General features: G+C 39.4%; 22 protein-coding genes and 1 pseudogene. 9 read left to right on the top strand and 14 right to left on the bottom strand.

The annotated features are described in order from the left end of the window. Nucleotides 1-16 precede the first annotated feature (16 nt). Genes QYG89_RS13815 through QYG89_RS13805 form a run of 3 tightly spaced genes read right to left on the bottom strand, consistent with a single transcriptional unit; the run spans nucleotide 17 to nucleotide 2,305 of the window. On the bottom strand, nucleotides 17-637 hold the full coding sequence (locus tag QYG89_RS13815) for a CpsD/CapB family tyrosine-protein kinase (RefSeq protein ID WP_404318290.1): 621 nt from the start codon (nucleotides 635-637) through the stop codon (nucleotides 17-19). Further along, nucleotides 588-1,352: a YveK family protein gene (locus QYG89_RS13810; RefSeq protein WP_404318288.1), complete on the bottom strand. Its 765-nt coding sequence runs from the start codon at nucleotides 1,350-1,352 to the stop codon at nucleotides 588-590. Before QYG89_RS13810 ends, QYG89_RS13815 begins: the two co-directional genes overlap by 50 nt. A gap of 20 nt (nucleotides 1,353-1,372) precedes the next feature. Next, entirely contained in the window at nucleotides 1,373-2,305 is a 933-nt protein-coding gene (locus tag QYG89_RS13805) for an NAD-dependent epimerase/dehydratase family protein (protein ID WP_404318287.1), read from the bottom strand. 513 nt (nucleotides 2,306-2,818) lie between these two features. On the opposite strand from QYG89_RS13805, the gene QYG89_RS13800 reads away from it, so the two are divergent. After that, the gene (locus tag QYG89_RS13800) at nucleotides 2,819-3,529 is read left to right on the top strand and encodes a response regulator transcription factor (RefSeq protein WP_404318285.1); all 711 of its coding nucleotides are present in this window, start codon (nucleotides 2,819-2,821) and stop codon (nucleotides 3,527-3,529) included. On the opposite strand, the gene sinI is transcribed toward QYG89_RS13800, so the two are convergent. Continuing rightward, the gene (gene sinI / locus QYG89_RS13795) at nucleotides 3,526-3,666 is read right to left on the bottom strand and encodes a DNA-binding anti-repressor SinI (protein ID WP_404318283.1); all 141 of its coding nucleotides are present in this window, start codon (nucleotides 3,664-3,666) and stop codon (nucleotides 3,526-3,528) included. The genes QYG89_RS13800 and sinI overlap by 4 nt on opposite strands. A gap of 108 nt (nucleotides 3,667-3,774) precedes the next feature. Between sinI and QYG89_RS13790 the strand changes: the two genes are divergently transcribed. Then, complete coding sequence (locus tag QYG89_RS13790) at nucleotides 3,775-8,985, top strand: AAA family ATPase (protein ID WP_404318281.1); 5,211 nt, start codon at nucleotides 3,775-3,777, stop codon at nucleotides 8,983-8,985. 128 nt (nucleotides 8,986-9,113) lie between these two features. On the opposite strand, the gene QYG89_RS13785 is transcribed toward QYG89_RS13790, so the two are convergent. Beyond that, nucleotides 9,114-10,247, bottom strand: coding sequence for a zinc-dependent alcohol dehydrogenase (locus QYG89_RS13785; RefSeq protein WP_404318279.1), 1,134 nt, complete (start codon nucleotides 10,245-10,247; stop codon nucleotides 9,114-9,116). A gap of 293 nt (nucleotides 10,248-10,540) precedes the next feature. Here QYG89_RS13785 and QYG89_RS13780 point away from each other — a divergent pair, with 293 nt between their 5' ends. Then, nucleotides 10,541-11,293 carry a protein kinase domain-containing protein gene (locus QYG89_RS13780; RefSeq protein ID WP_404318278.1) on the top strand — a complete coding sequence of 251 codons (753 nt, stop codon included), beginning with the start codon at nucleotides 10,541-10,543 and terminating at the stop codon, nucleotides 11,291-11,293. Nucleotides 11,294-11,309: 16 nt separating this feature from the next. On the opposite strand, the gene QYG89_RS13775 is transcribed toward QYG89_RS13780, so the two are convergent. The 7 genes from QYG89_RS13775 to QYG89_RS13745 form a co-directional block, all read right to left on the bottom strand. Then, on the bottom strand, nucleotides 11,310-11,471 hold the full coding sequence (locus tag QYG89_RS13775) for a hypothetical protein (RefSeq protein ID WP_404318276.1): 162 nt from the start codon (nucleotides 11,469-11,471) through the stop codon (nucleotides 11,310-11,312). A gap of 675 nt (nucleotides 11,472-12,146) precedes the next feature. Continuing rightward, nucleotides 12,147-12,521 (bottom strand): PH domain-containing protein, encoded by a 375-nt coding sequence (locus tag QYG89_RS13770; protein WP_404318274.1) that lies wholly within the window; start codon nucleotides 12,519-12,521, stop codon nucleotides 12,147-12,149. A 22-nt stretch (nucleotides 12,522-12,543) separates the two neighbouring features. Next, nucleotides 12,544-12,903 carry a helix-turn-helix transcriptional regulator gene (locus QYG89_RS13765; protein ID WP_404318272.1) on the bottom strand — a complete coding sequence of 120 codons (360 nt, stop codon included), beginning with the start codon at nucleotides 12,901-12,903 and terminating at the stop codon, nucleotides 12,544-12,546. Nucleotides 12,904-13,061: 158 nt separating this feature from the next. Next, entirely contained in the window at nucleotides 13,062-13,922 is an 861-nt protein-coding gene (locus tag QYG89_RS13760; protein WP_404318270.1) for a DUF421 domain-containing protein, read from the bottom strand. A 15-nt stretch (nucleotides 13,923-13,937) separates the two neighbouring features. Further along, the gene (locus QYG89_RS13755; protein ID WP_404318268.1) at nucleotides 13,938-14,144 is read right to left on the bottom strand and encodes a DUF1657 domain-containing protein; all 207 of its coding nucleotides are present in this window, start codon (nucleotides 14,142-14,144) and stop codon (nucleotides 13,938-13,940) included. Between the two features lie 12 nt (nucleotides 14,145-14,156). Next, complete coding sequence (gene spoVAD / locus QYG89_RS13750; RefSeq protein WP_404318267.1) at nucleotides 14,157-15,161, bottom strand: stage V sporulation protein AD; 1,005 nt, start codon at nucleotides 15,159-15,161, stop codon at nucleotides 14,157-14,159. A 67-nt stretch (nucleotides 15,162-15,228) separates the two neighbouring features. Then, the gene (locus QYG89_RS13745; protein ID WP_404318265.1) at nucleotides 15,229-15,435 is read right to left on the bottom strand and encodes a DUF1657 domain-containing protein; all 207 of its coding nucleotides are present in this window, start codon (nucleotides 15,433-15,435) and stop codon (nucleotides 15,229-15,231) included. 155 nt (nucleotides 15,436-15,590) lie between these two features. On the opposite strand from QYG89_RS13745, the gene QYG89_RS13740 reads away from it, so the two are divergent. Next, on the top strand, nucleotides 15,591-16,760 hold the full coding sequence (locus tag QYG89_RS13740; RefSeq protein WP_404318264.1) for an LL-diaminopimelate aminotransferase: 1,170 nt from the start codon (nucleotides 15,591-15,593) through the stop codon (nucleotides 16,758-16,760). A gap of 39 nt (nucleotides 16,761-16,799) precedes the next feature. Here the strand turns inward: QYG89_RS13740 and QYG89_RS13735 are convergent, their stop codons facing one another. Further along, nucleotides 16,800-17,075 carry a YkvA family protein gene (locus QYG89_RS13735; protein WP_404318262.1) on the bottom strand — a complete coding sequence of 92 codons (276 nt, stop codon included), beginning with the start codon at nucleotides 17,073-17,075 and terminating at the stop codon, nucleotides 16,800-16,802. A gap of 286 nt (nucleotides 17,076-17,361) precedes the next feature. Here QYG89_RS13735 and QYG89_RS13730 point away from each other — a divergent pair. Together QYG89_RS13730 and QYG89_RS13725 are read left to right on the top strand one after the other, a co-directional pair. Further along, nucleotides 17,362-17,631 (top strand): annotated as a pseudogene (locus QYG89_RS13730) (zinc ribbon domain-containing protein); the annotation flags it as partial. Between the two features lie 181 nt (nucleotides 17,632-17,812). Then, nucleotides 17,813-19,168, top strand: coding sequence for a TrkH family potassium uptake protein (locus tag QYG89_RS13725; protein ID WP_404318260.1), 1,356 nt, complete (start codon nucleotides 17,813-17,815; stop codon nucleotides 19,166-19,168). A gap of 64 nt (nucleotides 19,169-19,232) precedes the next feature. Here the strand turns inward: QYG89_RS13725 and bioB are convergent, their stop codons facing one another. Then, nucleotides 19,233-20,228, bottom strand: a complete 996-nt coding sequence (gene bioB, locus QYG89_RS13720; protein WP_404318258.1) for a biotin synthase BioB — start codon at nucleotides 20,226-20,228, stop codon at nucleotides 19,233-19,235. A 267-nt stretch (nucleotides 20,229-20,495) separates the two neighbouring features. Here bioB and yidC point away from each other — a divergent pair, with 267 nt between their 5' ends. From yidC to QYG89_RS13705, 3 genes are all read left to right on the top strand, one after another. Further along, nucleotides 20,496-21,254 (top strand): membrane protein insertase YidC, encoded by a 759-nt coding sequence (gene yidC / locus QYG89_RS13715; protein WP_404318257.1) that lies wholly within the window; start codon nucleotides 20,496-20,498, stop codon nucleotides 21,252-21,254. 335 nt (nucleotides 21,255-21,589) lie between these two features. Then, entirely contained in the window at nucleotides 21,590-22,258 is a 669-nt protein-coding gene (locus tag QYG89_RS13710; RefSeq protein ID WP_404318255.1) for a 5-bromo-4-chloroindolyl phosphate hydrolysis family protein, read from the top strand. After that, a complete protein-coding gene (locus tag QYG89_RS13705) occupies nucleotides 22,245-23,426 on the top strand; it encodes a toxic anion resistance protein (protein ID WP_404318253.1) in 1,182 nt (393 codons plus the stop codon). The genes QYG89_RS13710 and QYG89_RS13705 overlap by 14 nt, the downstream gene beginning before the upstream one ends. Nucleotides 23,427-23,596 lie beyond the last annotated feature (170 nt).

Here is a 23,596-nt window from a genome sequence, read left to right as displayed (position 1 = left end):
CATCACCTGCATTACTTCAACTTGTTTGATAAATCGCTCCTAAAATACAACTGCCCGCTCTTTCTAACATCTTTTTAGCTTTCAGGGCATCTTCTTTTTTCGTTTGGTTCGCTTGAATGACAAGAATTACACCGTTACAAGCCGTTGAAAGAATTTGAGCATCTGCCACTTCTAAACATGCTGGAGCTTCTAAAATAACAACATCATAATCGTTCTGCCATACATGAATGAATGACTTGAACCTTTCTAAATATTTGGGATAGATAGGAAAGGGACCGGCGGGCAGAACGTAGAGATGTTGAATAAATACTTCACTAGCCGCTCCTTCTTCGCCCATTAATACATTGCCCAGTCCTGTCATGTTGTGAATCTCAAATAATTTATGCAAAGCCGGTTTTCGGAAATTGCCATCGACAAGCAGCACTTTTTTCCCGGTTTCAGCGAATGAACTAGCCAGCTTGGAGGAAACAAGCGGCTGAAGTTCATTTTCTTCAGGAGAAGTGATCATTAATACAGGCTTTTCATAATGGAAGGCCTGCTGGATATGCGATCGAACGATTCTCATCTGCTCTGTATTTTTCCACTTTTCAGGAAATTGTAGTTGCTCGATCCGCTTGGTTTGTCTTTTCCTTAGCATGGACCTCTCTCCTTTCTTTGTCGTCATAAAAAGGGATCTCCCGTCTGCTTTTTCGGATTTTTGCCTTGTCAGAAAACTCCCCCAAAAGCGGCACATCGAGCAGATCTTCCACTGTTTTCTCACTTTTTATCGAGTCATCTAATTGTTCCCGAACGACTGCCAGACCGACTCCTGAGAACATCCCCACAATAAGAGCAATTACCAATGCAGCAGCGATATTGTTTTTTTCTATTAAATCGTCACTTTTTTCCAAAATTTTCGCCCCATCAAACTTCAAAAGAGTGTTCATTTTTTCGATAGATATAAAAACGGTAGTCTTTGCAATCTTTCTAGCCAGCTCCGCGTTCTGATCTTTAGCAGTAATCGTAACAATTTGGGAATCCTTATTATTTTCAATGAATAGTTTTTTTTCTAAAGGCGTGTCATGTAAGCCGAGTTCTTTTTTCACTGCATCTAGAACGATCGGGCTCTTAATAAAGTCGATAGAGGAAGCCATCATTCTTGGAATTTTTTGTGTTTCTTCATAAGAATTTTCTCTATCCGTGTTATGCAAATCACCTATTAAAATATATTCCTTCGCCTCATACACCGGCTTAAAAAGAAAGAGAATAATAACACCAGTCATAAGCGTGACAATAGTCATCGTCATACTGATCATGATGATTCTTTTTTTAATCAAATAAAAAAAATCTTTGATTGTCAGCCCTTCCTGCACAATAATCCTCCTTTCTTTCTTCAGCTTGATGCGATCATTTCTTTTTGATAAAAGCCGATCGTTTCTTTTAAGCCGTTTGTCAATGAATAAACGGGCTTCCATTTCAGCACATGTGCTGCTTTTTTATTTGATAAGCAACTGCTTTTAATGTCACCTTGCCGCTCATGATCAAAAACAGGTGAAATATCGCTGTAAGTAATTGCTTTTAATTCATTAACAATATCCAAGATGGACGTTTGTTTTTCCGTACTAATATTCATGATTTCATTTTCTCCCTTCGTTAAAGCCGCTACATTTGCTTTTGCTACGTCTTTCACGAAAATAAAATCCCTCGTTTGGGTTCCGTCTCCGAAAATGTGGAGCGGTTGATTCGTTAAAAGCCGCTCAATAAAAGTAGATACGACACCCGCTTCTCCATTTGCATCTTGTTTCATGCCGTAAACATTGGCATAACGCAAAATGGTATACGTCAAACCATGAATGTCAGAAAACATTTTAATATAGGATTCTGCAATCTTCTTTGATAATCCATAAAAAGAAATAGGCTTGACGCCATGCTGTTCATCAATCGGTAAATACTTTGGACTGCCATATAAAGCCGCAGTGGAAGAAAAAATTAGTTTTTTCACATGATGTTTCACACAGCACTGCAGCACATTAATCGTAGCTAAAATATTCTCTTCACCGTCTTTGAACGGCGCTTGAAGTGACTTAGATACAGATACTTGAGCGGCCAAGTGGATGACACAATCGGGTTGAAAATCCGAAAAAATGTTATCGAGCCCTCGCTTTCTAATGTCTTCTTCATAAAAGTCTGCTTCTAGAGGAACCTGACTTCTTTTCCCAGAGGACAAATTATCCACTACCGCTACTTGATGATGCTGCAAAAGCAATTCCTCTGTAATATGTGAACCAATAAATCCGGCCCCTCCTGTGATCAATACCTTCATCATCTTCTTCCTTTCCTAATTAAATCACTCGAAAGCAATGAGATCGCAATCAGCATCTTGCTTTCCTTTCTATTTTTTACAGAGAACAAAAAACCAATGGTTGTTCTTTATAAAGAACATATAATTTATAGAGATTATAGCATATTATTTCTTTTGCAATAATGGAGCTTTAGCACCATTTTGTTCTGTATAAAGAACGAAATTTCATTGTTATATATAATAAAACCCCTAATATACGCTATAATGAATCAAAATGATCAAGGGAGTGTACTTATATAATAGAATGCCAGATTAAAGAGTCACATAAGAAAAAGAAGGATTTTCTTACATCATAGACACATAACTGATTGGCTGGAGATCATAGACAGATTGGACCTCCAGTCATACAGGAAGATCAAATTAGTCTTATGTACCTAGGAAAAGATAGGTTTATCTATTCCAATTTATTGTATAATTGTTATAAATTAAAACTATATATCCAAATAAAGGAATATCTAAAGAAAAGGAGGAAACTTCGTGCCTAGGGAAACCATTTTACTCGTTGACGATGACCCGGATATACAAGAAATCCAAAAGCTCTATTTAGAGAAAGAAGGATTCCATCTCATATTTGCCGGCGATGGAAAAACAGCCATTCAACTAACTAAGCAGCAAAAACCAGAACTTATTATATTGGATGTTAACCTGCCTGATATGGATGGATTTGAAGTGTGCCAGCACATACGGAACCTGACAAATGTCCCGATCCTTTTCTTAAGCGGCAGAGAGGGAGATTTCGAACAGATTCTAGGTCATCGGATTGGCGGGGATGATTATATTATAAAACCCTTTAGTCCCAGCATTCTAGCAGCTAAAGTGAAAGCGCACTTACGCCGTTATCGTGATTTAACTGATTATACTAAGACAGTAGACATTACTGCTAAACAAAAAATAATTACATTCGGGGACTTGATCATCGAAAAAGAAAATTGTGTTGTGAAGAAAAATGGGGCACCTCTCTCCCTATCAACAAAAGAATTTTTATTATTATGTCTTTTTGCCGAACATCCAAATCGAGTATTTAGTTTAGAGCAGCTTTTTGATCGTATATGGGGAGAAGAAAGCTTAGGTGACTATCGAACAGTTATGATTCACATTAGCAATTTGCGTAAGAAAATTGAAGTGAATCCATCGAAGCCGGCCCTCATATTAACTGTCAGAGGATTAGGTTACAAGTTTAGTAGTTAAGAGTGTTTTTGGGCATTCTGTAAAAAACAGCGAACCTCCTCGACTGTCAGGCCAAGTTCCTTTGCTTGCATTAGCAATCGCAGCCATTCTTCAAATTGCCGCTCAGTATCAAGAGTATGCTTACACACTTTTTTCATGTTCTTCCCCCCTGATATGGTTAATGGTATATCTAGATCATAGAACGGAAAGTTAAAGTTTAGTTAAAGTCGTGCTAAAGTTTTCTTTAAACATAGAGGTGAATTTAATTGAATCATCCAATCAAACTACCTGGATTTCAAGTGATTGGCATTGAAACTGAAAATACGAACAGCTTATTTTATAAGGCCTACTCTATTGAAACAGGTAAACGAGTATTAATTAAAGTGGGGAAAAGTACAGACCCGTCCCCCCAACAAACAGCTTCCGCCATCCATGAATTCCATATTAGCCGACAATTGAAATCAGAGTATGTTCTCCGGCCTATCCAAATGATTCAGCATTTGAATACACGTTACTTTATCTATGAATATTTTTCAGGTATTACGTTAGAAGAGCTGCTTAATAATCAGCAGCGAGTTATGATCCGGAACGGCTTGGAAATTGCAAAAAGCTTGGCCACTGCTCTCTTTAGTCTGCATCAGCAGCAACTCATTCATAAAAACGTAAACCCAGAACATTTTCTTCTATCAAAAAATACATATGCCGTTAAAGTAACTGGCTTAAATGATTCTACATCATTGAAACAAGAAAGCTATCCGACGGTGATACGTACGGATGGGATTGGTGGACATTTATCCTATATTTCTCCAGAGCAGACGGGACGAATGAATCGTTCGATTGATTATCGAACCGACTTATACTCTCTTGGAGTCATCTTGTACCGATTATTTACCGGCGTCCTCCCTTTTTCACAAGAAGATCCTGCTCAATTGGTTCATGCTCATCTTGCGAAAATACCGGCCGAACCGTGGACTTTCAGAAAGGACCTTCCTAAACAAATTTCAAATTTAATAATGAAACTAATGGATAAATCTCCAGAAGCGAGATACAAGAGCGCTTGGGGGGTACGTGAAGATTTAAGTAACTGCTTAAGCCAATATTATGCATTCGGAGAGATTAAAACATTTCCACTAGGACAGCACGATGATCTGAATATATTCGTAACAGCCCGGCAGTTGTATGGCCGCCAAGAAGAAATTAAACAAATTCAAGCCATGTTTTCTAAAGTTAGCAGCGGAGAGCTTGGCATCGTCTTTATTCCAGGACCAGCAGGGATCGGAAAGACTGCACTTGTCAATGAAATACAGAAGCCTCTCATTAAGAAAAAAGGCTATTTTATATCGGGGAAATTCGATCAAATGCAAAGACATATTCCCCTTGCGCCAATCATCTCTGCCTTGCAATCATTAATCCGGCAAATTATGACGGAAAGTCCAGCTCAAATTGAGCGATGGAAACAAAAATTGAAAGATGAGCTCCCTATCCATACCGCAGTCATCGCCTCTTTTATTCCTGAACTCAAGTGGCTGATGGGTGAAGAAAACATCATGCAGGAAGATTCATCCATCGATACGCAAGAAAGGTTTTTTTTCATATTTACCAGATTTATCAATATCTTCGCTGCAAAAGACCATCCGCTCGTCATATTTCTTGATGATTTGCAATGGGCTGATATCTGTTCTCTCGAATTGTTAGAATATTTGCTCACTCATGCAAACAGCGGCTATTTAATGATGATCGGTGCCTTTCGCCATAATGAAGTAACTGATCATCATCCGCTACAGAAGACCATTCAGACCCTTAAGAACGAAGCCGTGCCATTTGTTGACATTCCTCTAGAACATCTCTCTAGAGATACGATCTATGATTGGCTGAGCGATTCACTAATGGACAGCGGACGGCATGTGGAAGAACTAGCGCTATTCATGCATCGAATTACACAAGGAAACCCTTTTTACACGAGACAGCTGCTTCAATCCTATTACGAGGATGGTCATATCATTTTACAGCCAAAGAAAGGAAAGTGGGCTGTTCAATATGAAAAGATCACTGAAACCCCGATGAAAGATCATATCATTGACTTTATAGTAGACAGAATCCGCCTGCTTCCCGAGGCAACTCAGCATATATTGAAGCTTGCCTCGTGCATTGGGAGCCCTTTTGATTTGAAGACCTTGTCTATTATTTCACAGAAGCCGTATAAAGAAACAGCTAATGACTTATGGGCAGCATTAGAATCTGGATTAATTCTTCCGAATGATGAGTGGTATAAATGGATTTATCCAGAGGAGGAACAGGGTCTGCTTGAAGAACAGCCTCCTGCTTATACTTTTCTACATGACCGTGTCCAACAGGCTGTTTACTCTACAATGACTGAAGGTGAGCGGGAGCAGACTCATGTAACGATCGGACGGCTGCTTGTGAAATTCTCGCAACGAATTGAAGATCAATTGTTCACTATTGTTAACCATTTGAATAGAAGCCGCAGCCTTTTGACAAGCGAAGAAATTCTTGAACTATCGGAATGGAATGTACAAGCAGGTGAGAAAGCAAGGGCCTCAGCTGCCTTTGTTGATGCCTTGGAATACTTCCAGTCTGCCTACGACCTCACAGGTCCTCTCTGGATAGAACAATATGAGCTTACATTGCGACTCATGAAGGGGCTTGGCGAATGTCAATATGTAACCAGCCGGTTTACAGAGGCTGAAATGACGTTTGACAGCCTTCTTCAGAATTCTCGCTCTCAAGCCGATAAACTTGCTATTTATAACATGAAAATGACCTTCTACACTCATATGCACCGTGTCGAAGAAGCTGTTCAATCCGGGATCGATGGATTGAAATTATTCGGAATCGATTTTTCTAGAAAAACGGCAAAACGGGATATCGTTCGCGAGCTGTTACTCGTAAAACTCGCTCTCTTTCGAACAGGAAAAGAAGAAATTTTAAACCTCCCGAACTTAGTGAATAAAGATAAAATAGACATCTTAAACACAATGATTACGATGAGTGCTCCCGCTTATCTTGTCGATCAAAATCTAGCTATAGTACTCATGCTTAGAGCTTTAAGATTTACATTAAAGCATGGGCTTACCGGTATCAGCACCTTGGTTATCATTAATTATTCGCTTATTCTAAGCGCCGGATTCAGAGATTTTAAAGGCAGCCATCAATTCGGCAGACTTGCTTTATATCTTTCGGAAAAGTCCGGGGATTCAGAGGTCAAGGGCCACGTCCAATTTGTATATGGGAGCTTTGTTAACCATTGGACAGGACCGATCAGTGATAGCCTAAATTACCTTGAACGATCCCAGCGTTATTGTCTTGATGCCGGCAATGTTCATCTCGCCGGGGCTAACAGTTCATTTATCGCGATTATTCTATTGATAAAAGGAACGCCACTTAACGAAGTATTGAAAGGGTTACAGAATCAAATCCAATTTATTAATCAAATTCAATATCCACTATCCAGAGAATTTCTACATGAAGTCAAGGAGTGGGTTGAATTCCTAAATGGCAATAGACCTGATCATTTGTGGAAATTGCAGCCGGTGATGAATGATGAGTCAGCAAAGATTATCTATTACACGATTCGGCTGCAGATGGCTTATTTGTTTAATAAGGGTGAGTATGCGAGGCAGTTATTGGATCTACTTATCCCGATGATTAATAAACGCCTGACACTTATCATCATCCCTGAATATTATTTTTACCATGCCCTTTGGCTGGCTCGTTTTTATGAAGAGGCCGAATCTGTATGGGAAAAGAAAAGAATCTTTCAAACACTAAAGAAACACGTAAACAAGCTGAAACAATGGGCAGACCTCTCCCCACAAAACTATCAGCATAAATATCTGCTGCTGAAAGCTGAAATGCGGCGTTTAACTATGAAGAAAACAAATCATGAGGTTCTTACTTTTTATTCTGACAGCATTCGTTATGCAGAGCAAAATGGCTTCATTCAGGATGCTGCCATTGCTAATGAATGTGCGGGAAGATATTTTGCTGATTTAGGATTTATTGAACTCTTCCATTCATTTATGAGGAACGCTTATCAAGCCTTTCAAAAATGGGGAGCAAAAGCAAAAGCTAGACAGCTGATAAAGGAATCCGATGACTTGACAATCAAGCACATTGAAGATCCTAGACACTCTTCTTTTTTTGATACACACGCTGCGTTGAAAGCCACCCAAAGTATCTCAAAAGAAATCATTCTTGATAAATTATCTGGAAAGTTAATGCAGATTACCATGGAATATGGGGGGGCAGACCGTGGAATTCTTTTATATAGAAAGAACAATCAATTTGTATTAAGCGAGTATAAAAGTCTAGACGAATTGAAACCTGATCTGCTTAAGCATCAGCCAGTCACCGGAACTGGGCTGATTTCTGATAAAATCGTCCAATTTGTAGATATTAGTAAAGAACCAGTTGTTCTTGATCATGCTGCGATGGCAGGAATGTTCACGGATGACCCTTATGTAATGAATAGAAAAACGAAATCACTTCTATGTTTGCCTATTTTAAATAAGGGAAAAGTGACAGGCATTTTATACTTAGAAAATAATAAAGCGTCACATGCCTTCAGTAAAGAAAAAATTCAATTTCTTACCTTTCTCTCAACTCAAGCAGCGATTTCAATTGAAAATGCGTATCTTTATGAACAAATGGAACATACCATTGAGAAGCGTACTGCCGAGTTGCATGAGGTCAACCTCAATCTTGAGAAGCTGAATCAAAGGCTTGAACAGGCAGAGCAATCACGGAAGCATTTCCTCGAAAATATATCCCATGACCTTCGTGCTCCAATCAGCTCGATCAAAGGCTACATAGAGGCTGTATTGGATGGTGTTGCTGCCACTGAGGAGGAAAAGGCTCGTTATTTAACAAAGGGGCTTGAACGAGTACACGATCTTCATTTATTGATCCATGACCTATTTGAGCTTTCTCAATTAGAATCAGGTCAAATGCAGTTCAACATGGATTTTATTTCACTTGATCGATTCATGGATCACTTATATCGTAAATTCGAGTATGAAATCAAGCAGCAGGGCCTCTCCTTCAAGTTAGTGAATCATCTTCAAGATCGTGAGGAAAAAGCGCCTATGATCGAAATGGACATTGAAAAAATTGAACAGGTTTTCACTAATCTCATTATGAATGCCCTCAACTATACTGCATCTGGAGAAATCAGTCTTTCTTTTAAAAAAGAAAGTCATTCCGATCAGGTTCTCATACAGATTCGTGATACAGGAAGCGGTATTCCGCACTCTCAGCTCCCTTACATCTTTGATCGAAATTATACAAGTCAAGGACCATACTCGCAGAAAAAAGGGCACGGACTGGGGCTCTCTATTTGCCGGGAAATCATCACCTATCATAGAGGAGAAATTTGGGCAGAAAGTGTAGAAGGTGTGGGAACAAGTTTTTTCATTACCTTGCCGTTTTTCCAATATGCCGAAGAATTTGTTTATTAGGGAAAACTCTACAGTCTGTCGCTCATCCCTTATAGGAAAATGAGGAATAGTAGAAAATGATTGACAATCGAAGGAAGCGCAAATCTGCTTCCCTCGATTGTTGTGCAAAGATCCAAGACAGTATCAGACTATGGTTTTAACACAACCTTAATACAATTATCTTCCTTGTTATTAAATAGCTGATATCCTTTAGCCGCTTCTTCTAACGGCATAATATGAGTAATGATTTTTGTAGGATCGATATTGCCCTTTTTTATTTTGTCATACAAGTGCGGCATGTAGTGGCGTGCAGGTGCCTGCCCCATCTTTATTGTGATGTTGCGGGCAAAAAAGGGCCCTAATGGGAACATATTATACAGGCCGCCATAAACACCTGTAATTTGCAGCGTTCCGCCTTTTCGTACCGCCTTTGTAGCTATTTGGATGGGACCTAACGTGCCTCCTTGAAGCTTCAGCTTCTGTTCTACCCATTCCAGCGGAGATTTTTTTCCATCCATTCCTACACAATCAATTACAACGTCTGCCCCTCCTTTTGTTAACTCTTTTAAAACTTCACCCATGTCATCGTATTCAGTAAAATCAAATGTTTCTGTCCTATTCATCTTTTGCGAATGCCGAAGCCGGTTTGAAATGTAATCTACTGCAATCACACGTTCTGCTCCTTTGTCCCAGGCAAACTGTTGGGCCATTAATCCGATAGGTCCGCAGCCTAAGACAATGACGGTGTCCCCTTTCTTTACACCGGCATTTTCGACACTCCAGTAGGCAGTAGGAAGCACATCTGATAAAAATAATAAGGACTCATCTTCCAACTCACAATCGTTTGGAATAACAAAAGGCGTATAGTTGCCAAAAGGAACCCGTAAATACTCAGCTTGTCCGCCGGGATAATTGCCGAACTTTTCAGAATATCCGAAGTATCCCCCCGAATCGTAATGGGGATTAGAGTTATCACACTGACTTTCTAAATCATGTTGACAGTATTGACACGTACCGCATGCCACAGTAAATGGAATGACTACACGATCTCCCTTTTTTACACTTGTAACATCTGGGCCTGTTTCTTCCACAATTCCCATTGGTTCATGTCCGATTACATAACCGGCAGGTAAAGGGAAATTTCCTTGATACAAATGCAGATCTGAACCACATATAGCCGTTGAAGTCACTTTTATAATTACATCTTCACGGTCTTGAATCTTTGGTGCTTCCACTTGTTTAACAGCCACTTCATATTTCCCTTGATATGTGACAGCTTTCATGATGTCCTCCTAAATTATGCTTCAAGTACAATGCCGCCTCTTTAATGCATAGTATTATGCTTCACGTCATTTTTTATTTCATTCGTATATTTTGTTTTACACCCATTCTCATCATTACATATTGTATTAAAGTTGGAAGACCTAAAGTTAATCAGCTAAAATTAAATTAGACTATTGTTATGTAATCTTGAAGAATGACCGTTAGGAAAGAGGTGAGAAAAGTTTCTATTTTGCGTTCAATTCGAAAAGTTTATCAGTTTTTTGTAGATACACCTATTAAAGAAGGAACAGTTTTGAACGATCGCTACGAGGTGTTGAATGTTATAGGGAGTGGAAGCTATGGCATTGTTTATCTCTGCAAAGATTTGAAATCACAAGAGAATAAGGTGGTTAAACAGCTTCGTCCAAGTAAACGCCGTAAGAAAAAAGAGGTGGAGTTATTTGAAAGTGAAACCTCCATTCTACTCACATTGAACCATAAAAATATGCCCATGTTATATGAAGTTTTTTCAAATAATGAATATTTTTTTTATGTAATGAGCTTCATCGAAGGAGACAATTTAGAAGATCAAATTTTTTTTAGTGAGAAAACTTTTAACGAGAAAGAGTCTTTACTAATTCTTGATCAACTACTCGAATTAGTCGATTATCTTCATAAAAAAAACATTTATCATCAAGATTTACGTATTCCAAACATTTTATTAAACAATAATGAGCTCTTTTTGATCGATTTTGGTTTATCTAAGCAGAGAATCTTAGTTGACTCATTTCAATCACCATCTAGTTCTTTGCATAACAAACAAGAAGGTATCCTAGAAATGAAACAACAGGACTACTATGATTTAGGAGAAATACTTTTATATTTACTTTATACGACGTACTCTTCCAAAAATAAAAAAGCTCTTCCTTGGACAGAAGAACTTTCTTTAGAAATGGAAACCGTTTATCTGCTGAAAAGACTATTACGACTGAAAGAACCTTATTCAAATATTAGTGAAATCTCAGCTGATCTTCATAATGCACTTAAAGTACAAGAAAATACATGAATGGCTAAGAGGAAGATTAGCTGCTGCTCCAGCCCTTTCGTTTGTAGCGTTTACTTCCACTCATTGGAGATCGTTTGTACCGTCGGCTGCTGCTGCTTCCTCGACGATAATGGCCATATCTTCGCTCGCTGCTGCCTTGGGATAGCTGCTTGATTTGCTTTATTATTTTCTTAAACATTTTATACCCCTTTTCATCTTTTTTTAGAGCTTGTTGTTTTGGTTTATTTTATTAATTAACCCTGATAAAGATACTTTTACTTATTTCATTGCGGCATTACCTCCTTCTTTTTGTATTTAAAATCTTAAAAAATTTGTCTGACTTCTAACTTTGCATGCTTGTTTGAAGGGCTGTTTTATTACTCTCCTTTCATATAACATCGAGTAAATGTTGTCCATTTTCTATCAGCTCCCCCATTAAAATATTAAAAAAACCTTTACCATTTTTGGTAAAGGTTTTTACAATAAATAAAGACCTTTACCTATACTACAGGTAAAGGTCTTGCTAACAACGATAAGTTGCCGACAAAGCCGAGAGTGTAAAACTCCGTAATGACGACTTTGTTGTAAAAGCTACTCCCCTTTAGGAGAACTATTCAACTGTATGTATTAATCATAAATATATCTCTATGGTTTTGTCAAATACATAGTCTTTATAAACAGAGAAAAATGGAAGTAACGGTCTCGTAAGACTTGTATAATAATGAATCGGGGACAATTTAAATAATTAAGATTCAGGGAGATTGATTAAATCAACAAATAGAAGAGCCTGTCTACCATTTAATCACATGTAAACAGGTCCTTCTATCTCGCGTATCATATAGATTATTTAAAAAGCTTTTTACAACCGCTCTCTTTATAAAATATAAGCAGCAAGCGCCCGCTGCACATCAAATATGCTGTCATCTTTTCTAAATTGCTTGGCGATTGGATTTTCCGTTCCTGATATCCAAATTAACAATTCAGCTTCCAGGTCAAACGTGCCTGCTGTTTGTACACTAAAATGGGTAATACTGCGGTATGGAATAGAATGATATTCGATCCTTTTTCCTGTTACTCCTTGCTTATCAATCAGAATGAGCCGTCTATTACTAAACACGATTAAGTCTCTTAAAATTTGAAACGCTTTTTCAATATGTTCTCCGTCGCAAAGAATTTGCTCAAGCGTTTTTTCTACTTTCTCAATATCAGCTTCTGTCGCATTGCCGATTAAGCCATCAAACAATCCCATCGTATCATATCACCCTTTTTTCTTAATATACATCCTCCAAAGCTTTTCTCAGCAGTCCCATACTGCGGTCAAGATCTGTTTTCACTTGCTTTTTATACAGTTTTGCTTTTTCATAGTCAGCAAATTGATAGATCACGACTTCTTTATATTTAGCACCTTCCTGCAGCTTTTTGTGCCTTTTTAAAATGCCGTCATCAATCAGCTCATGAAGAGATCTGTAAATTTCTGAGTGATTCGGTTCGTAACCAAACTGTTTGAACGTTGCTTTTAACTCATCCATTGCCTGCATTCCGTATAGTTTATTTTCTTCCACAAATCGAATCATGAAAAGCTTTAAAAAGGCTCTTTGTTTGATTAAAAACTTTCCCTCTCCCCTTGGCAAAATGCTCACCCCTTTGCCTTCTTAATTGCTTGATTTATTATTCTGATTCTATTTTAACAAATTTCCGTCTGAGAAACCAATAAATAATTGGTTTTGAATTCTGCACATTATGTATTATTTAACAAAAATAAGTTAAAGGCCACCACAAGAGATGTCCTTTAACTTAATAAATAAGGCTGCGTGCGTTGAATGACCTGTTGAATCTCTTCTGCATTTTTCGCGTACATTTCCTTTGTTTTTTTACAATCGGTTGATAAAGCAAAAGACTCCATATCTGCCGCCAGCTTCTTTAAGGTTGCTAGCAGCAAAGGTCTTTCCTGTGGTGTTGGTGTCTGCAGCTGGTCATCATATACGTCAATATATAATTCGCCATATGAATTGACCTGTCCTAAAAACACATTTTCCATCGTTACCCCTGCTGCTTCCAGCTCTTCATTCAGCCATTCTCTCGTTTTGCCGCTCTTAGCAAGCGCTTCGATTAATAATCGGCCATCCATAATGATTGTATGGGGCTCTTTTTCATTGATCGGTACTAGCTGAAGATCGCTTCGTGTTAATGGCCTTTTGTCTTTTTTCAGCAATACGTTTAGACTTCCGTCTTGTTCCAAGATTGCATATTCTACATCTTCAAGAAAGAATACATCCTTTTTTCGCAGCAATGATAACATCTCATCAATGGTGTATTTTTCTTTTTTCAAATTATCTTCGAAAACTTTGCCGTCTTTAATAAACACAGTTCCGCTGCCTTCAACAACTCCTCGGAATGCTTTGCTTTTCATTGCAATATACCCGGCTAAAAGTGGAACCAGCCCCCATACTACAATCGCTACAAACCCATCAAAAACAGAACGTTCTCTAACCATGGAAACTTCAGCAGCTATACTGCCAATAGTGATACCGGCAACATATTCAAAAAAGGATAATTGGGAAATCTGTCTTTTCCCAATTATCTTCGTAATGACAAATAACATAATAAGAAAAGAGAAGGACCGAAGAATAATTTCGAGCCATTGAGCCATTTGTTCGCCCCCTGTTTAAAACCCTTGATATTGCGGTTCTTCGTTTTCCAGTTCAAAAATTCGTTTATCCATTCGTCCAATGACCTCATGTATCGTCAGCATACTTTCGTGAAAAAGCTGCTGGGCTTCTGGATCATTGGACAATAGGGCAAGCTTTGAGAAAACAGCTTCTGCATGCTTTAAGCCAGCTGTACATGTTTTTACATCCGATGCTACTGTCATAGTTTTCTCCTTTTAAGGGTTGTATTCAATCGCTACTGCATGGGCAATGCAGGGAATAGACTCTTGCTGCTGGAAGGAAAGTGGAGACAGCAAAGCTCCGGTTGCCACTAACAAAATTCTTTTTAACTCTCCTCTTTTCATTCGATTTAATAAATGTCCATATCCAACGACGGCTGAACATCCTGCTCCGCTTGCGCCCGCAAATACAGGCTGGCTGTCCCTATAAATCATGAGACCGCAGTCTTGAAATTGACTATCGCTTATTTCAATGCCTCTTTTTTGCAGCAACTCGAACGCAATGTTGCGGCCGACGGAACCTAAGTCGCCTGTGACAATTAAATCATAATAAGACGGGTCCAGTCTTAAAGAAATTAAATGGGCAATAATTGTATCCACTGCAGCTGGTGCCATAGCTCCGCCCATATTAAACGGATCTGTCAGTCCCATATCAATGACTTTTCCAATAGTTGCAGATAAGATGTAAGGACCTTCTCCTTCTTGAGCAACAATCACTGCTCCAGCACCTGTCACCGTCCACTGAGCTGTCGGCGGTTTTTGACCGCCATACTCTGTCGGATATCTAAACTGCTTTTCCACTGCCGCATTATGACTGGATGCGCCCGTTAAAACATAATTTGCCATTTTGCTGTTAATAATTAACGAACTCAGCGCCAATCCTTCCATAGATGTAGAACAGGCACCAAATAACCCGAGATAAGGCACAGCAAGGGAACGGGCAGTGAAACTCGTCGGCGTGATTTGATTGATTAAATCGCCTGCTAAGAAATATTCAATATCCTGTTTTCTCAGCTTTGCTTTTTCAATTGCCCGCATCGTCGCCTGCTCCATTAACTTTCTATGGGCCTTTTCGTAAGTTTCTTCTTCCAGCCATAGATCGCCATGTAATATATCAAAGTCATCTGCCAGCTGTCCGTTGTTTTCAAATGGCCCCCCTACTACCCCAGATGAAATAATAACCGGCTTATTTTCAAATACCCATGTTCGCTGTTTCTCCATACTTTCACCTCCAGCTGCTATATTGGCATCAATTTATAATTTGAATTTTGCACATAGTGTTTTTAATTTACATGTTTTTATATTGAGGTTCTTCGTTTTCCACTTCAGTGATGCGCGGCTGAAGTGTATCAATGATCGTCTGTGTTTGCTGGGCAGCCGTTTGGAACAACTGTTTCGCCTGCTGGTTTTCTGTTGCAAGAGCAAATCCTTCTAAGCTTGCCTGTGCACTTTTTAATCCTGACATCGTTTGCTTTAAATCGCTGATGACTGTCATAAGTAAAGTCCCCCTTCTAACGGATTCTTTTATAGCATGGTTTTTTTAAGAAAAATTATTTTGACAATTTTTTGAGAAAAATTTTAAATGTGGAATTCACTCTATATGCTACAATAATTGTTAAACATCGTTTCATACTACAGGGGGAATTCATCTTGGCGTTTCATTATGCAAAAAGAATGGAGAAGTTCGGCTCATCCATCTTCAGTGAATTAAAATCATTTAAATTACAACAAGAGGCAGAAGGAAAAGAACTTATTGATCTGAGCTTAGGCAGCCCCGATTTGCCGCCGGCTGACATTGTTCGTAATGAACTGGCAGTGCAGGCAGCAGAACCTTTCCAATACGGCTATACGCTGTCGGGGACAAAAGATTTTTATGAAGCAGCTGCTCGTTATTACAAGCGCGTGTACAATGTTTCGTTAGATCCGCAAACAGAATTCGTTCATGCGATGGGGTCTCAAGAAGGTCTTGTTCACTTGCCGCTCGTGTTTGCTGATCCTGGGGATATTGTTCTTGTTACGGATCCCGGTTATCCTGCCTACGAAACCGGATTAGCTGTAGCAGGAGCAGAACCATTTTACATGCCTTTACATAAAGAAAATCGTTTTCTGCCTGATTTAACGGCCATTCCAGTGGAAACAGCTCAAAAAGCGAAACTGATGATTTTAAATTATCCAGGCAATCCAGCAGCCGGCGAAGCTGACGAAGCATTTTTCAAAGAAGTCATCGCATTTGCTAAACAATATGAGATCGCTGTGCTTCACGACGCCGCCTATTCAGAGTTTTACTTTGATGATACGAAACCTCTTAGCTTTTTAGCGGTTCCAGGTGCTAAAGAGATTGGCATCGAAATCAATTCTCTTTCAAAGAGCTTTAGTCTTGCAGGGGCTAGAATCGCTTATATGGCTGGCAATAAAGAAATCATCGCAGCGATTACCCGTTTAAAGTCTAACCTTGATTACGGTGTGTTCGCACCGATTCAGGCAGCTGCTATTGCCGCATTTGATCATGCGGAGGAGATCAGCCGGCATGTCCGATCCACCTTTCAGAAACGACGGGATGCATTGGTTGATGAACTCCATCGCATCGGCTGGAACGTTGCACGGCCATCCGGAGGGATGTTTATATGGGCTGAAATCCCATCGGGCTGGACATCAAAAGAATTTTCTTTCCATTGTATCGAAGAAGCCGGTGTCGTGATGGTCCCTGGTTCAGCTTTTGGTCCTTCTGGGGAAGGCTATGTACGAATTGCCCTCGTTCAGCCAGAAGACACATTGATCAAAGCTGCTCAACAGCTACAATCGATTTTCTCCGATGCTTAAATCAATCAGGAGCTGCCTCTTGTGAGACAGCTCCTAGTTTTATGTCATATGATATTTCTCTTTTATAGAAGACGGCGCCATCTTAATTATTTGTTGAAGCACAAATGTAAAAACAGCGATATCATCCAGCAAGCCGAATACAGTAAAAAAATCAGGAATCATATCAAACGGCAATACAAAATAGCCGATGATTAACCCGATTGAGAGGATTTTATTAAACACAGCTACTTCCTTACTTATAAAAAAGTCTTTTAGAAAGGGGATGAACTTTCTGAAAGTAAAAACAAACTTGATTCTCTTCCACAGCTTCCTCATTTCTTCGCCTCCTTTATTGACTGGATATGAATATATACGGATATTCCTTTCGTTTTGTTTCATTTTATGTCGAAAAAAACAAGGTCGGCTATGCATTTCAAATGAACTTTGGAAAATCGTAAGGCAACCAGTTGCTTTTCCATAATTTCACCCCTAAAGTGATATACAAATAGGATTAAAATTGATATGATAAGTTTCCATAAAATGCAGGGAGGTGGAACCTGTGATCATAAATAAGGCGGATCCATTTAGGATTTATCCGACTGAAAAGCAAGCAGCCTTGTTACAATTCCGCAGTATGCTGGAATATAAAACCGAATGGTATGGAAAGCAAGTAGTTGTCGTGTCCAAGACCTTTGCGAGGAGTCAGCTTTGTTCTTCTTGTGATCATCAGCACAAAGAAGCCAAGAGTCTTGCGTTGCGTGAGTGGGACTGCCCTTCTTACTATACATACCATGACCAGAATATAAACGCATCCGTTAACCTTAAAATTGAAGCAATAAGGTTGTTAAAGTTAAACTTACTGTCGGAGGCGTCAGCCGTTTGCACGACTTAACGGCGGGGGCAAGCCTGCCCGTAACTGGTGGATACACTGCTGTTCACAGGAAATAGAATCGCCCGTTTCAAATAGCTCGTAAAGGCGTTAAGCGGCGGGAAGGTTCAATTAATAAGAGGTATATTTTTTGCCATGATCATACTAAGCAGCTGTTTTGCTGGAAAGGTTGAGAGAGTGTGTAATGAGAGAGTCTGGAAAAATAAAGTCGTTAAAACTGTCGACTTTTCAATTAATTGTCATGCTGTACCTAATCGGTGCCTTGTTTTCTACCGGCTTACTGCTGTTGCCGATTGCTCATAAACCAGGAGTAGAGATTTCCATTATAGATGCTCTATTCGTTGCAGTAAGCGCTCTGAGTGTTACTGGGCTGTCACCAGTTGGAATCGCTGATACATTTAGTACAGCCGGGTATTTTTTCATTCTGTTTATTTTGCAAGTCGGCGGTGTCGGTATTATGACACTCAGTTCGATCATTTGGATTTTGTTCGGAAAGCGAATCGGCATACGTGAGCGCCGGCTGATTATGGCGGACCAGAATAGAACCGATTTATCCGGGCTCGTGAAACTGATGATCGAAATATTTTTATTAATTCTTGGAATTGAAGCAGTCGGTGCGATTATTTTAAGCACATATTTTCTGCAATATTATCCAACCGCCTCTGAGGCCTTTTTACATGGGGTATTTGCATCCATTAGTGCGACAACAAACGGCGGATTTGACATTACGGGCCGCTCATTAATTATTTTCGCCGATGATTATTTTGTGCAATTTATTAATATGATACTGATCGTGCTCGGAGCAATAGGTTTCCCTGTATTAGTAGAGATTAAAGATTACTTAACATACAGAGGACCGATTAAATTTCATTTTTCTTTATTTACCAAATTAACAACGACGGTATATGCCATTCTAGCCGTTCTTGGCACTGTGCTGATTTATTTGCTTGACCGCAATCACTTTTTTGCTGATAAGACATGGCACGAGTCTTTCTTCTATTCCGCTTTTCAATCCATTGCGGCCCGCAGCGCGGGACTCACTTCGATGGATCTGAATGAGTTTTCTAGCGCTACACTGCTCCTTATTTCCACATTGATGTTTATCGGTGCTTCACCGAGCAGTGTAGGAGGCGGACTAAGAACGACTACTTTCGCGATCGCCATCTTAAGTGTCTATTTTTATGCGAGAGGAAAGAATACGATCAAGATTTTCAATAGAGAAGTTCATCCCATTGATGTGCAGCGTGCATTCGTCGTCATTACAACGGGGTTTCTTATCTGGGGCGGCTCCATTATTTTTCTATCCTTTTTAGAACCAGGACTGCCCATTATAAAAATTATATTTGAAGTATCCTCTGCTATTGGAACAACCGGCTCATCACTCGGTATTACGCCAGATATAGGCACGCCAGCTAAACTTTTACTTATTACGTTAATGTTCATCGGAAGAATCGGTGTATTCTCTCTGCTCTTTATCATTCGCGGCAAGGAAATCAAAGACGGGTATCACTTCCCGAAAGAACGGATTTTAATTGGATAGCCTATAAAAGAAGCTGACTGGAAAATTGTTTTTAACAATCGTCCAGTCAGCTTTTCTAGCTTATTTAAACAGACTGCAGCGAAGCCTGAGCAAATTCTACTTCAAATCCCATTTCTTCAATCATTTTGTGATCAGCCGTCGTTTCTTGTCCAGCAGTTGTTAAGTAATCACCGACAAAGATTGAATTAGCTGGATAAAGACCCAAAGGCTGAAGCGAGCCTAAATTCACTTCCCGCCCTCCTGATATACGGATTTCCTTCGTTGGATTCACAAAACGGAAAAGACAGAGCACTTTTAAACAATAACGCGGATTCAATTCATCTGTCCCTTCAAGTGGTGTTCCATCAATTGCATGCAGGAAGTTTACTGGAATGGAGTCAGCATCAAGTGCTTTTAAGCTGCGTGCCATAGAAACGACATCTTCCTTCCTTTCTTTCATTCCAATGATGACACCCGAGCAAGGAGAGATGCCCATTTCTTTCACTGTATTTACGGTCCTCACCCTATCATCGTATGTATGAGTAGTTGTAATCTGTTCGTGATGACTCGCCGACGTATTCAGATTATGATTGTAACGGTCGACTCCCGCTTCTTTCAATTTAACCGCTTGTTCCGGCTTTAGGAGGCCTAGACACGCGCATACTTTCAATTGATACTTCTCTTTAATTTCTTGAACTGCTTCGGCAACGTGTTCAATCTCTTTATTGCTTGGGCCGCGTCCGCTTGCGACGATACAATACGTTCCAGCCTGCAGGTCGTATGCCCGCTTGGCCCCTTGTAAAATAGATTCCTTATCAACCATCTTATATTTTTCAATCGGAGCTGTGGAGCGGATAGACTGTGAACAGTACCCACAGTTTTCCGGACATAGTCCTGATTTAGTATTAATAATCATATTCAGCTTTACTTTATTGCCGTAATAATGCTTTCTCACTTTATAAGCCGCTTGCAAAAGATTTAAAAGCTCTGCATCGGAACTGTTTAATACCGCCAGCGCCTGTTCATTACTTATTTCTTTCCCTTCTAATACTTGATCTGCTACCTTGTCCCAATTTATCATTTGTCTCTCCCCTTCTTCTCTCTTTCTACTGCTCCTCTTTAAGGATAAAAGATAATACATTTTTAAGTCAACTAATTTGAATATAAAGTTAACAAAAAAGATAGAACCGTTTTTTAACCTGTTCCTCCGTTTCGTAAAGAAGAATCTTATTAAATGAAGAAGGATGTATTCATTTGAACTAACAAATCTTTTAAGGTATACTCATTTTAGTTTTTATGCAGCAACAGTTTGGATGGCCGGCTATCGGTCTATAGGGGGAACAATCCATTGAAAAAAACATCTATACTATTATCTTTCCTGCTCGGCTCTATGCTATTTTTGACCGGATGCCAAGCAGCGGAACAGGAAGGGCGCTTTTTCCACGATTATCTCGTCCGGCCTTTTGTAGAGCTGATCCACACGCTTGGAGTATTTCTCGGCAGCTACGGTTTTGCAATCATTGTTCTTACACTTGCTGTCCGCTTAATTTTAATGCCATTAATGCTAAATACGATGAAGAAGCAGCAAATTATGAAAGAAAAGATGGAAGTCGTTAAACCAGAAATGGAGAAAATCCAAAAACGGTTAAAAGAAGCTAAAAACCAAGAAGAGCAGCGGAAAATTCAGCAAGAAATGATGGCTCTTTATCAGCAGCACAACATTAATCCATTAGCAATGGGCTGCCTGCCGATCTTCTTACAAATGCCGATTTGGATGGGGCTGTATTATGCGATTCGTATTTCAGAAGATATTCAGCATGCGAACTTCCTTTGGTTCAAACTAGGTCAGCCTGACATTGCTATGGCACTCATCGCCGGTGTTATGTACTTTATTCAATTCCGAGTATCACTCATGAACATGCCTGAACAGCAAAGACAGCAAATGAAAATCATCGGTCTGCTCTCACCGATCATGATTCTCGTCTTCTCCATATCCACCCCAGCAGCGCTTCCTTTGTATTGGGGAGTGAGCGGACTGTTCCTGATTGGACAAACATGGCTGAGTAAAAAGATTTATCCTTCCAAACAAGTAAGTGAAAGTAAATAAAAAAGCGATCGAGACTTTCTCGACAGCTTGAGGATTGCCGGTGAGGCAATCCTTTTTCTTTTGCAGAGCTAAGTATCATGGTTCGCCAAAGACTCGTTTGTTTAAGATAATCAAACCTTGTTCGTTTACACCCCACCCTTCTTCTCTGTCACAAAAGGATAGCGAGAACAGCTTTTGTACATTGTTTGCTTTTCATTTGACTTTTCTACCTCCTTCCATTAATAGTTAGGATTGAAGATAGACTGCTTGCGCTTCTCATAATCATTTTTATAAATGATGAAACTTTTTGACGGATTATGCGTATTACAAGGAAAATAATAATTGGAGTGGGTATGATGAGAAATCCGTTGCTTTTTACCCTTCGTACGTTAATCAGCATTCCCGTTGCGGTCATTTGCTGGCCGCTCTTTGTCAATCCGATTGGTCTCTCCCCTTTACCGGCAGCGGCAGCAGCGGCTGTCATTGGAGGAATCATTTATTTCGGTATTGGAAAGTATGCGGATGTGCGTTTATATAAAAAATATGGATTAACAAGGAAGGAATATAACTTTATTCTTAAAAATATGAAAGAAGCAAAACAGAAGTTAAACCGGCTGAAAAACGTATTCGTTCGCGTACGCAGTATTAGTTCCCTAAAACAAATGATTGAATTAAACCGTCTCGTACGCCGTATTTTTTCTGTCGTAAAAAAAGAGCCGAAGCGTTTCTATGAAGCGGAATCATTTTTTTATTCACACTTGGATTCTGTCGTTGAGCTGGCCGAAAAATATGCGTTATTAAATTCACAGAAACTAAAAAACTCATCCGTAAAACAATCTCTACTTGAAACAAAAGAAACACTAGATGATTTAACAAAAACATTAGAAAAAGATTTACACAAAGTACTAGCGAAGGATATTGAACATTTAACGTTTGAACTAGATGTGGCCAAGCAGTCATTGAACAAACGCAAGCTGCTGGACATCACGAAGAAGGGAGATAAACACGATTATGACAACAAATAATAATAAACACTCCGGCTCACTGAAGGATTATTCAAGTGATTTTGACGACTTGCTTGCCACTCCGTTTGGAGAGGACTTACTCGCACCATCTCCTGAGGCTTCCCTGCATGAAAAATCAGCTGCAAAAAGACTGATTGATGTGCTTCCCGAAGAACATCAGCTTAAAGCACAAGAGCTGGCTAAACAGATTGATCCGAAAAATCATCAGGCAATTATCAGTTATGGTACAGCTGCCCAGTCAAAGCTTTCAGGCTTTTCCCATTCCATGCTTGATCATGTGCAACAGAAAGACATTGGAACGATTGGAGATATTTTAAACGACTTGATGAAAAAGCTGCAAGAAGTCAATCCAGACGAACTCAACACAGAAAAGAAAAATGTGTTCAGCCGGCTCTTCAATAAAGTGTCCGGCTCCATCCAAGAAATCATGTCTAAATATCAGAAAGTCGGTACGCAAATTGACCGGATTAGTATTAAACTAGATCATTCTAAAAAAATTCTCGTCGAAGATATTCAAATGCTTGAACAATTGTATGAGAAAAATAAAGAGTATTTCCAAGCATTAAATATTTTTATCGCAGCGGGTGAATTGAAATTGGAAGAACTGGAACATGAAACGATCCCTGCTCTCCGTCGAAAAGCAGAGCAGTCAGGCGACCAGATGGACTTTCAAGATGTCAATGATATGGTACAGTTTGCGGATCGTTTAGAAAAAAGACTGCACGATTTAAAGCTAAGCCGCCAAATTACGATCCAAAGCGCCCCTCAAATTCGAATGATCCAAAACATGAATCAGGCGCTCGCTGAAAAAATTCAATCTTCTATTTTAACCGCGATTCCTTTATGGAAAAACCAAGTAGCTATCGCTTTGACTCTCGTTAGACAAAGAAAAGCGATGGAATCACAAAAGCAAGTATCTCAAACGACAAATGAACTGCTGTTAAAAAATGCCGAAATGTTAAAAACAAATACGATTGAAACGGCGAAAGAAAATGAACGGGGACTTGTCGACATCGAAACATTAAAGAAAACACAATCTAATTTAATTTCTACTCTTGAGGAAACTTTGCGCATCCAACAAGAAGGCCGGACGAAACGCAGACAAGCTGAACAAGAATTATCGTCCATGGAGAATGAACTGAAACAAAAGCTGTTAAATCTAAAATGATAGCTTTGTTAAACTCTCCTGTTGATTTCCGCTGCGGGCAGTCCGGGCACCTCCTTACCGCTGTCTCGTTTGCGGAGTTTCTCACCTTTCACGCCAATTAACAGTAGTCATTAATATAACTAAAATGATAAGTACTTCTTCTTTTTTCAAAAAATCTGCATGTTTACATG

This window comes from Bacillus lumedeiriae (assembly GCF_044891285.1).
Lineage (GTDB): Bacteria > Bacillota > Bacilli > Bacillales > Domibacillaceae > Pseudobacillus > Pseudobacillus lumedeiriae.
The sequence above is the reverse complement of the archived record's forward strand: the minus strand, read 5'-3'. Positions and strand labels throughout refer to the sequence as shown.

Coding starts and splice junctions, on each gene's coding strand:
- bioB (WP_404318258.1), bottom strand. CDS start 20,228: ATGATAAATTGGGACAAGGTAGCAGATCAAGTATTAGAAGGGAAAGAA.
- QYG89_RS13755 (WP_404318268.1), bottom strand. CDS start 14,144: ATGACAGTAGCATCGGATGTAAAAACATGTACAGCTGGCTTAAAGCAT.
- spoVAD (WP_404318267.1), bottom strand. CDS start 15,161: ATGGAGAAACAGCGAACATGGGTATTTGAAAATAAGCCGGTTATTATT.
- QYG89_RS13705 (WP_404318253.1), top strand. CDS start 22,245: ATGACAACAAATAATAATAAACACTCCGGCTCACTGAAGGATTATTCA.
- QYG89_RS13745 (WP_404318265.1), bottom strand. CDS start 15,435: ATGACAGTCATCAGCGATTTAAAGCAAACGATGTCAGGATTAAAAAGT.
- QYG89_RS13805 (WP_404318287.1), bottom strand. CDS start 2,305: ATGATGAAGGTATTGATCACAGGAGGGGCCGGATTTATTGGTTCACAT.
- QYG89_RS13725 (WP_404318260.1), top strand. CDS start 17,813: ATGAGAGAGTCTGGAAAAATAAAGTCGTTAAAACTGTCGACTTTTCAA.
- QYG89_RS13710 (WP_404318255.1), top strand. CDS start 21,590: ATGAGAAATCCGTTGCTTTTTACCCTTCGTACGTTAATCAGCATTCCC.
- QYG89_RS13770 (WP_404318274.1), bottom strand. CDS start 12,521: ATGGGATTGTTTGATGGCTTAATCGGCAATGCGACAGAAGCTGATATT.
- QYG89_RS13760 (WP_404318270.1), bottom strand. CDS start 13,922: ATGGCTCAATGGCTCGAAATTATTCTTCGGTCCTTCTCTTTTCTTATT.
- QYG89_RS13785 (WP_404318279.1), bottom strand. CDS start 10,247: ATGAAAGCTGTCACATATCAAGGGAAATATGAAGTGGCTGTTAAACAA.
- sinI (WP_404318283.1), bottom strand. CDS start 3,666: ATGAAAAAAGTGTGTAAGCATACTCTTGATACTGAGCGGCAATTTGAA.
- QYG89_RS13775 (WP_404318276.1), bottom strand. CDS start 11,471: ATGTTTAAGAAAATAATAAAGCAAATCAAGCAGCTATCCCAAGGCAGC.
- QYG89_RS13815 (WP_404318290.1), bottom strand. CDS start 637: ATGCTAAGGAAAAGACAAACCAAGCGGATCGAGCAACTACAATTTCCT.
- QYG89_RS13735 (WP_404318262.1), bottom strand. CDS start 17,075: ATGAGGAAGCTGTGGAAGAGAATCAAGTTTGTTTTTACTTTCAGAAAG.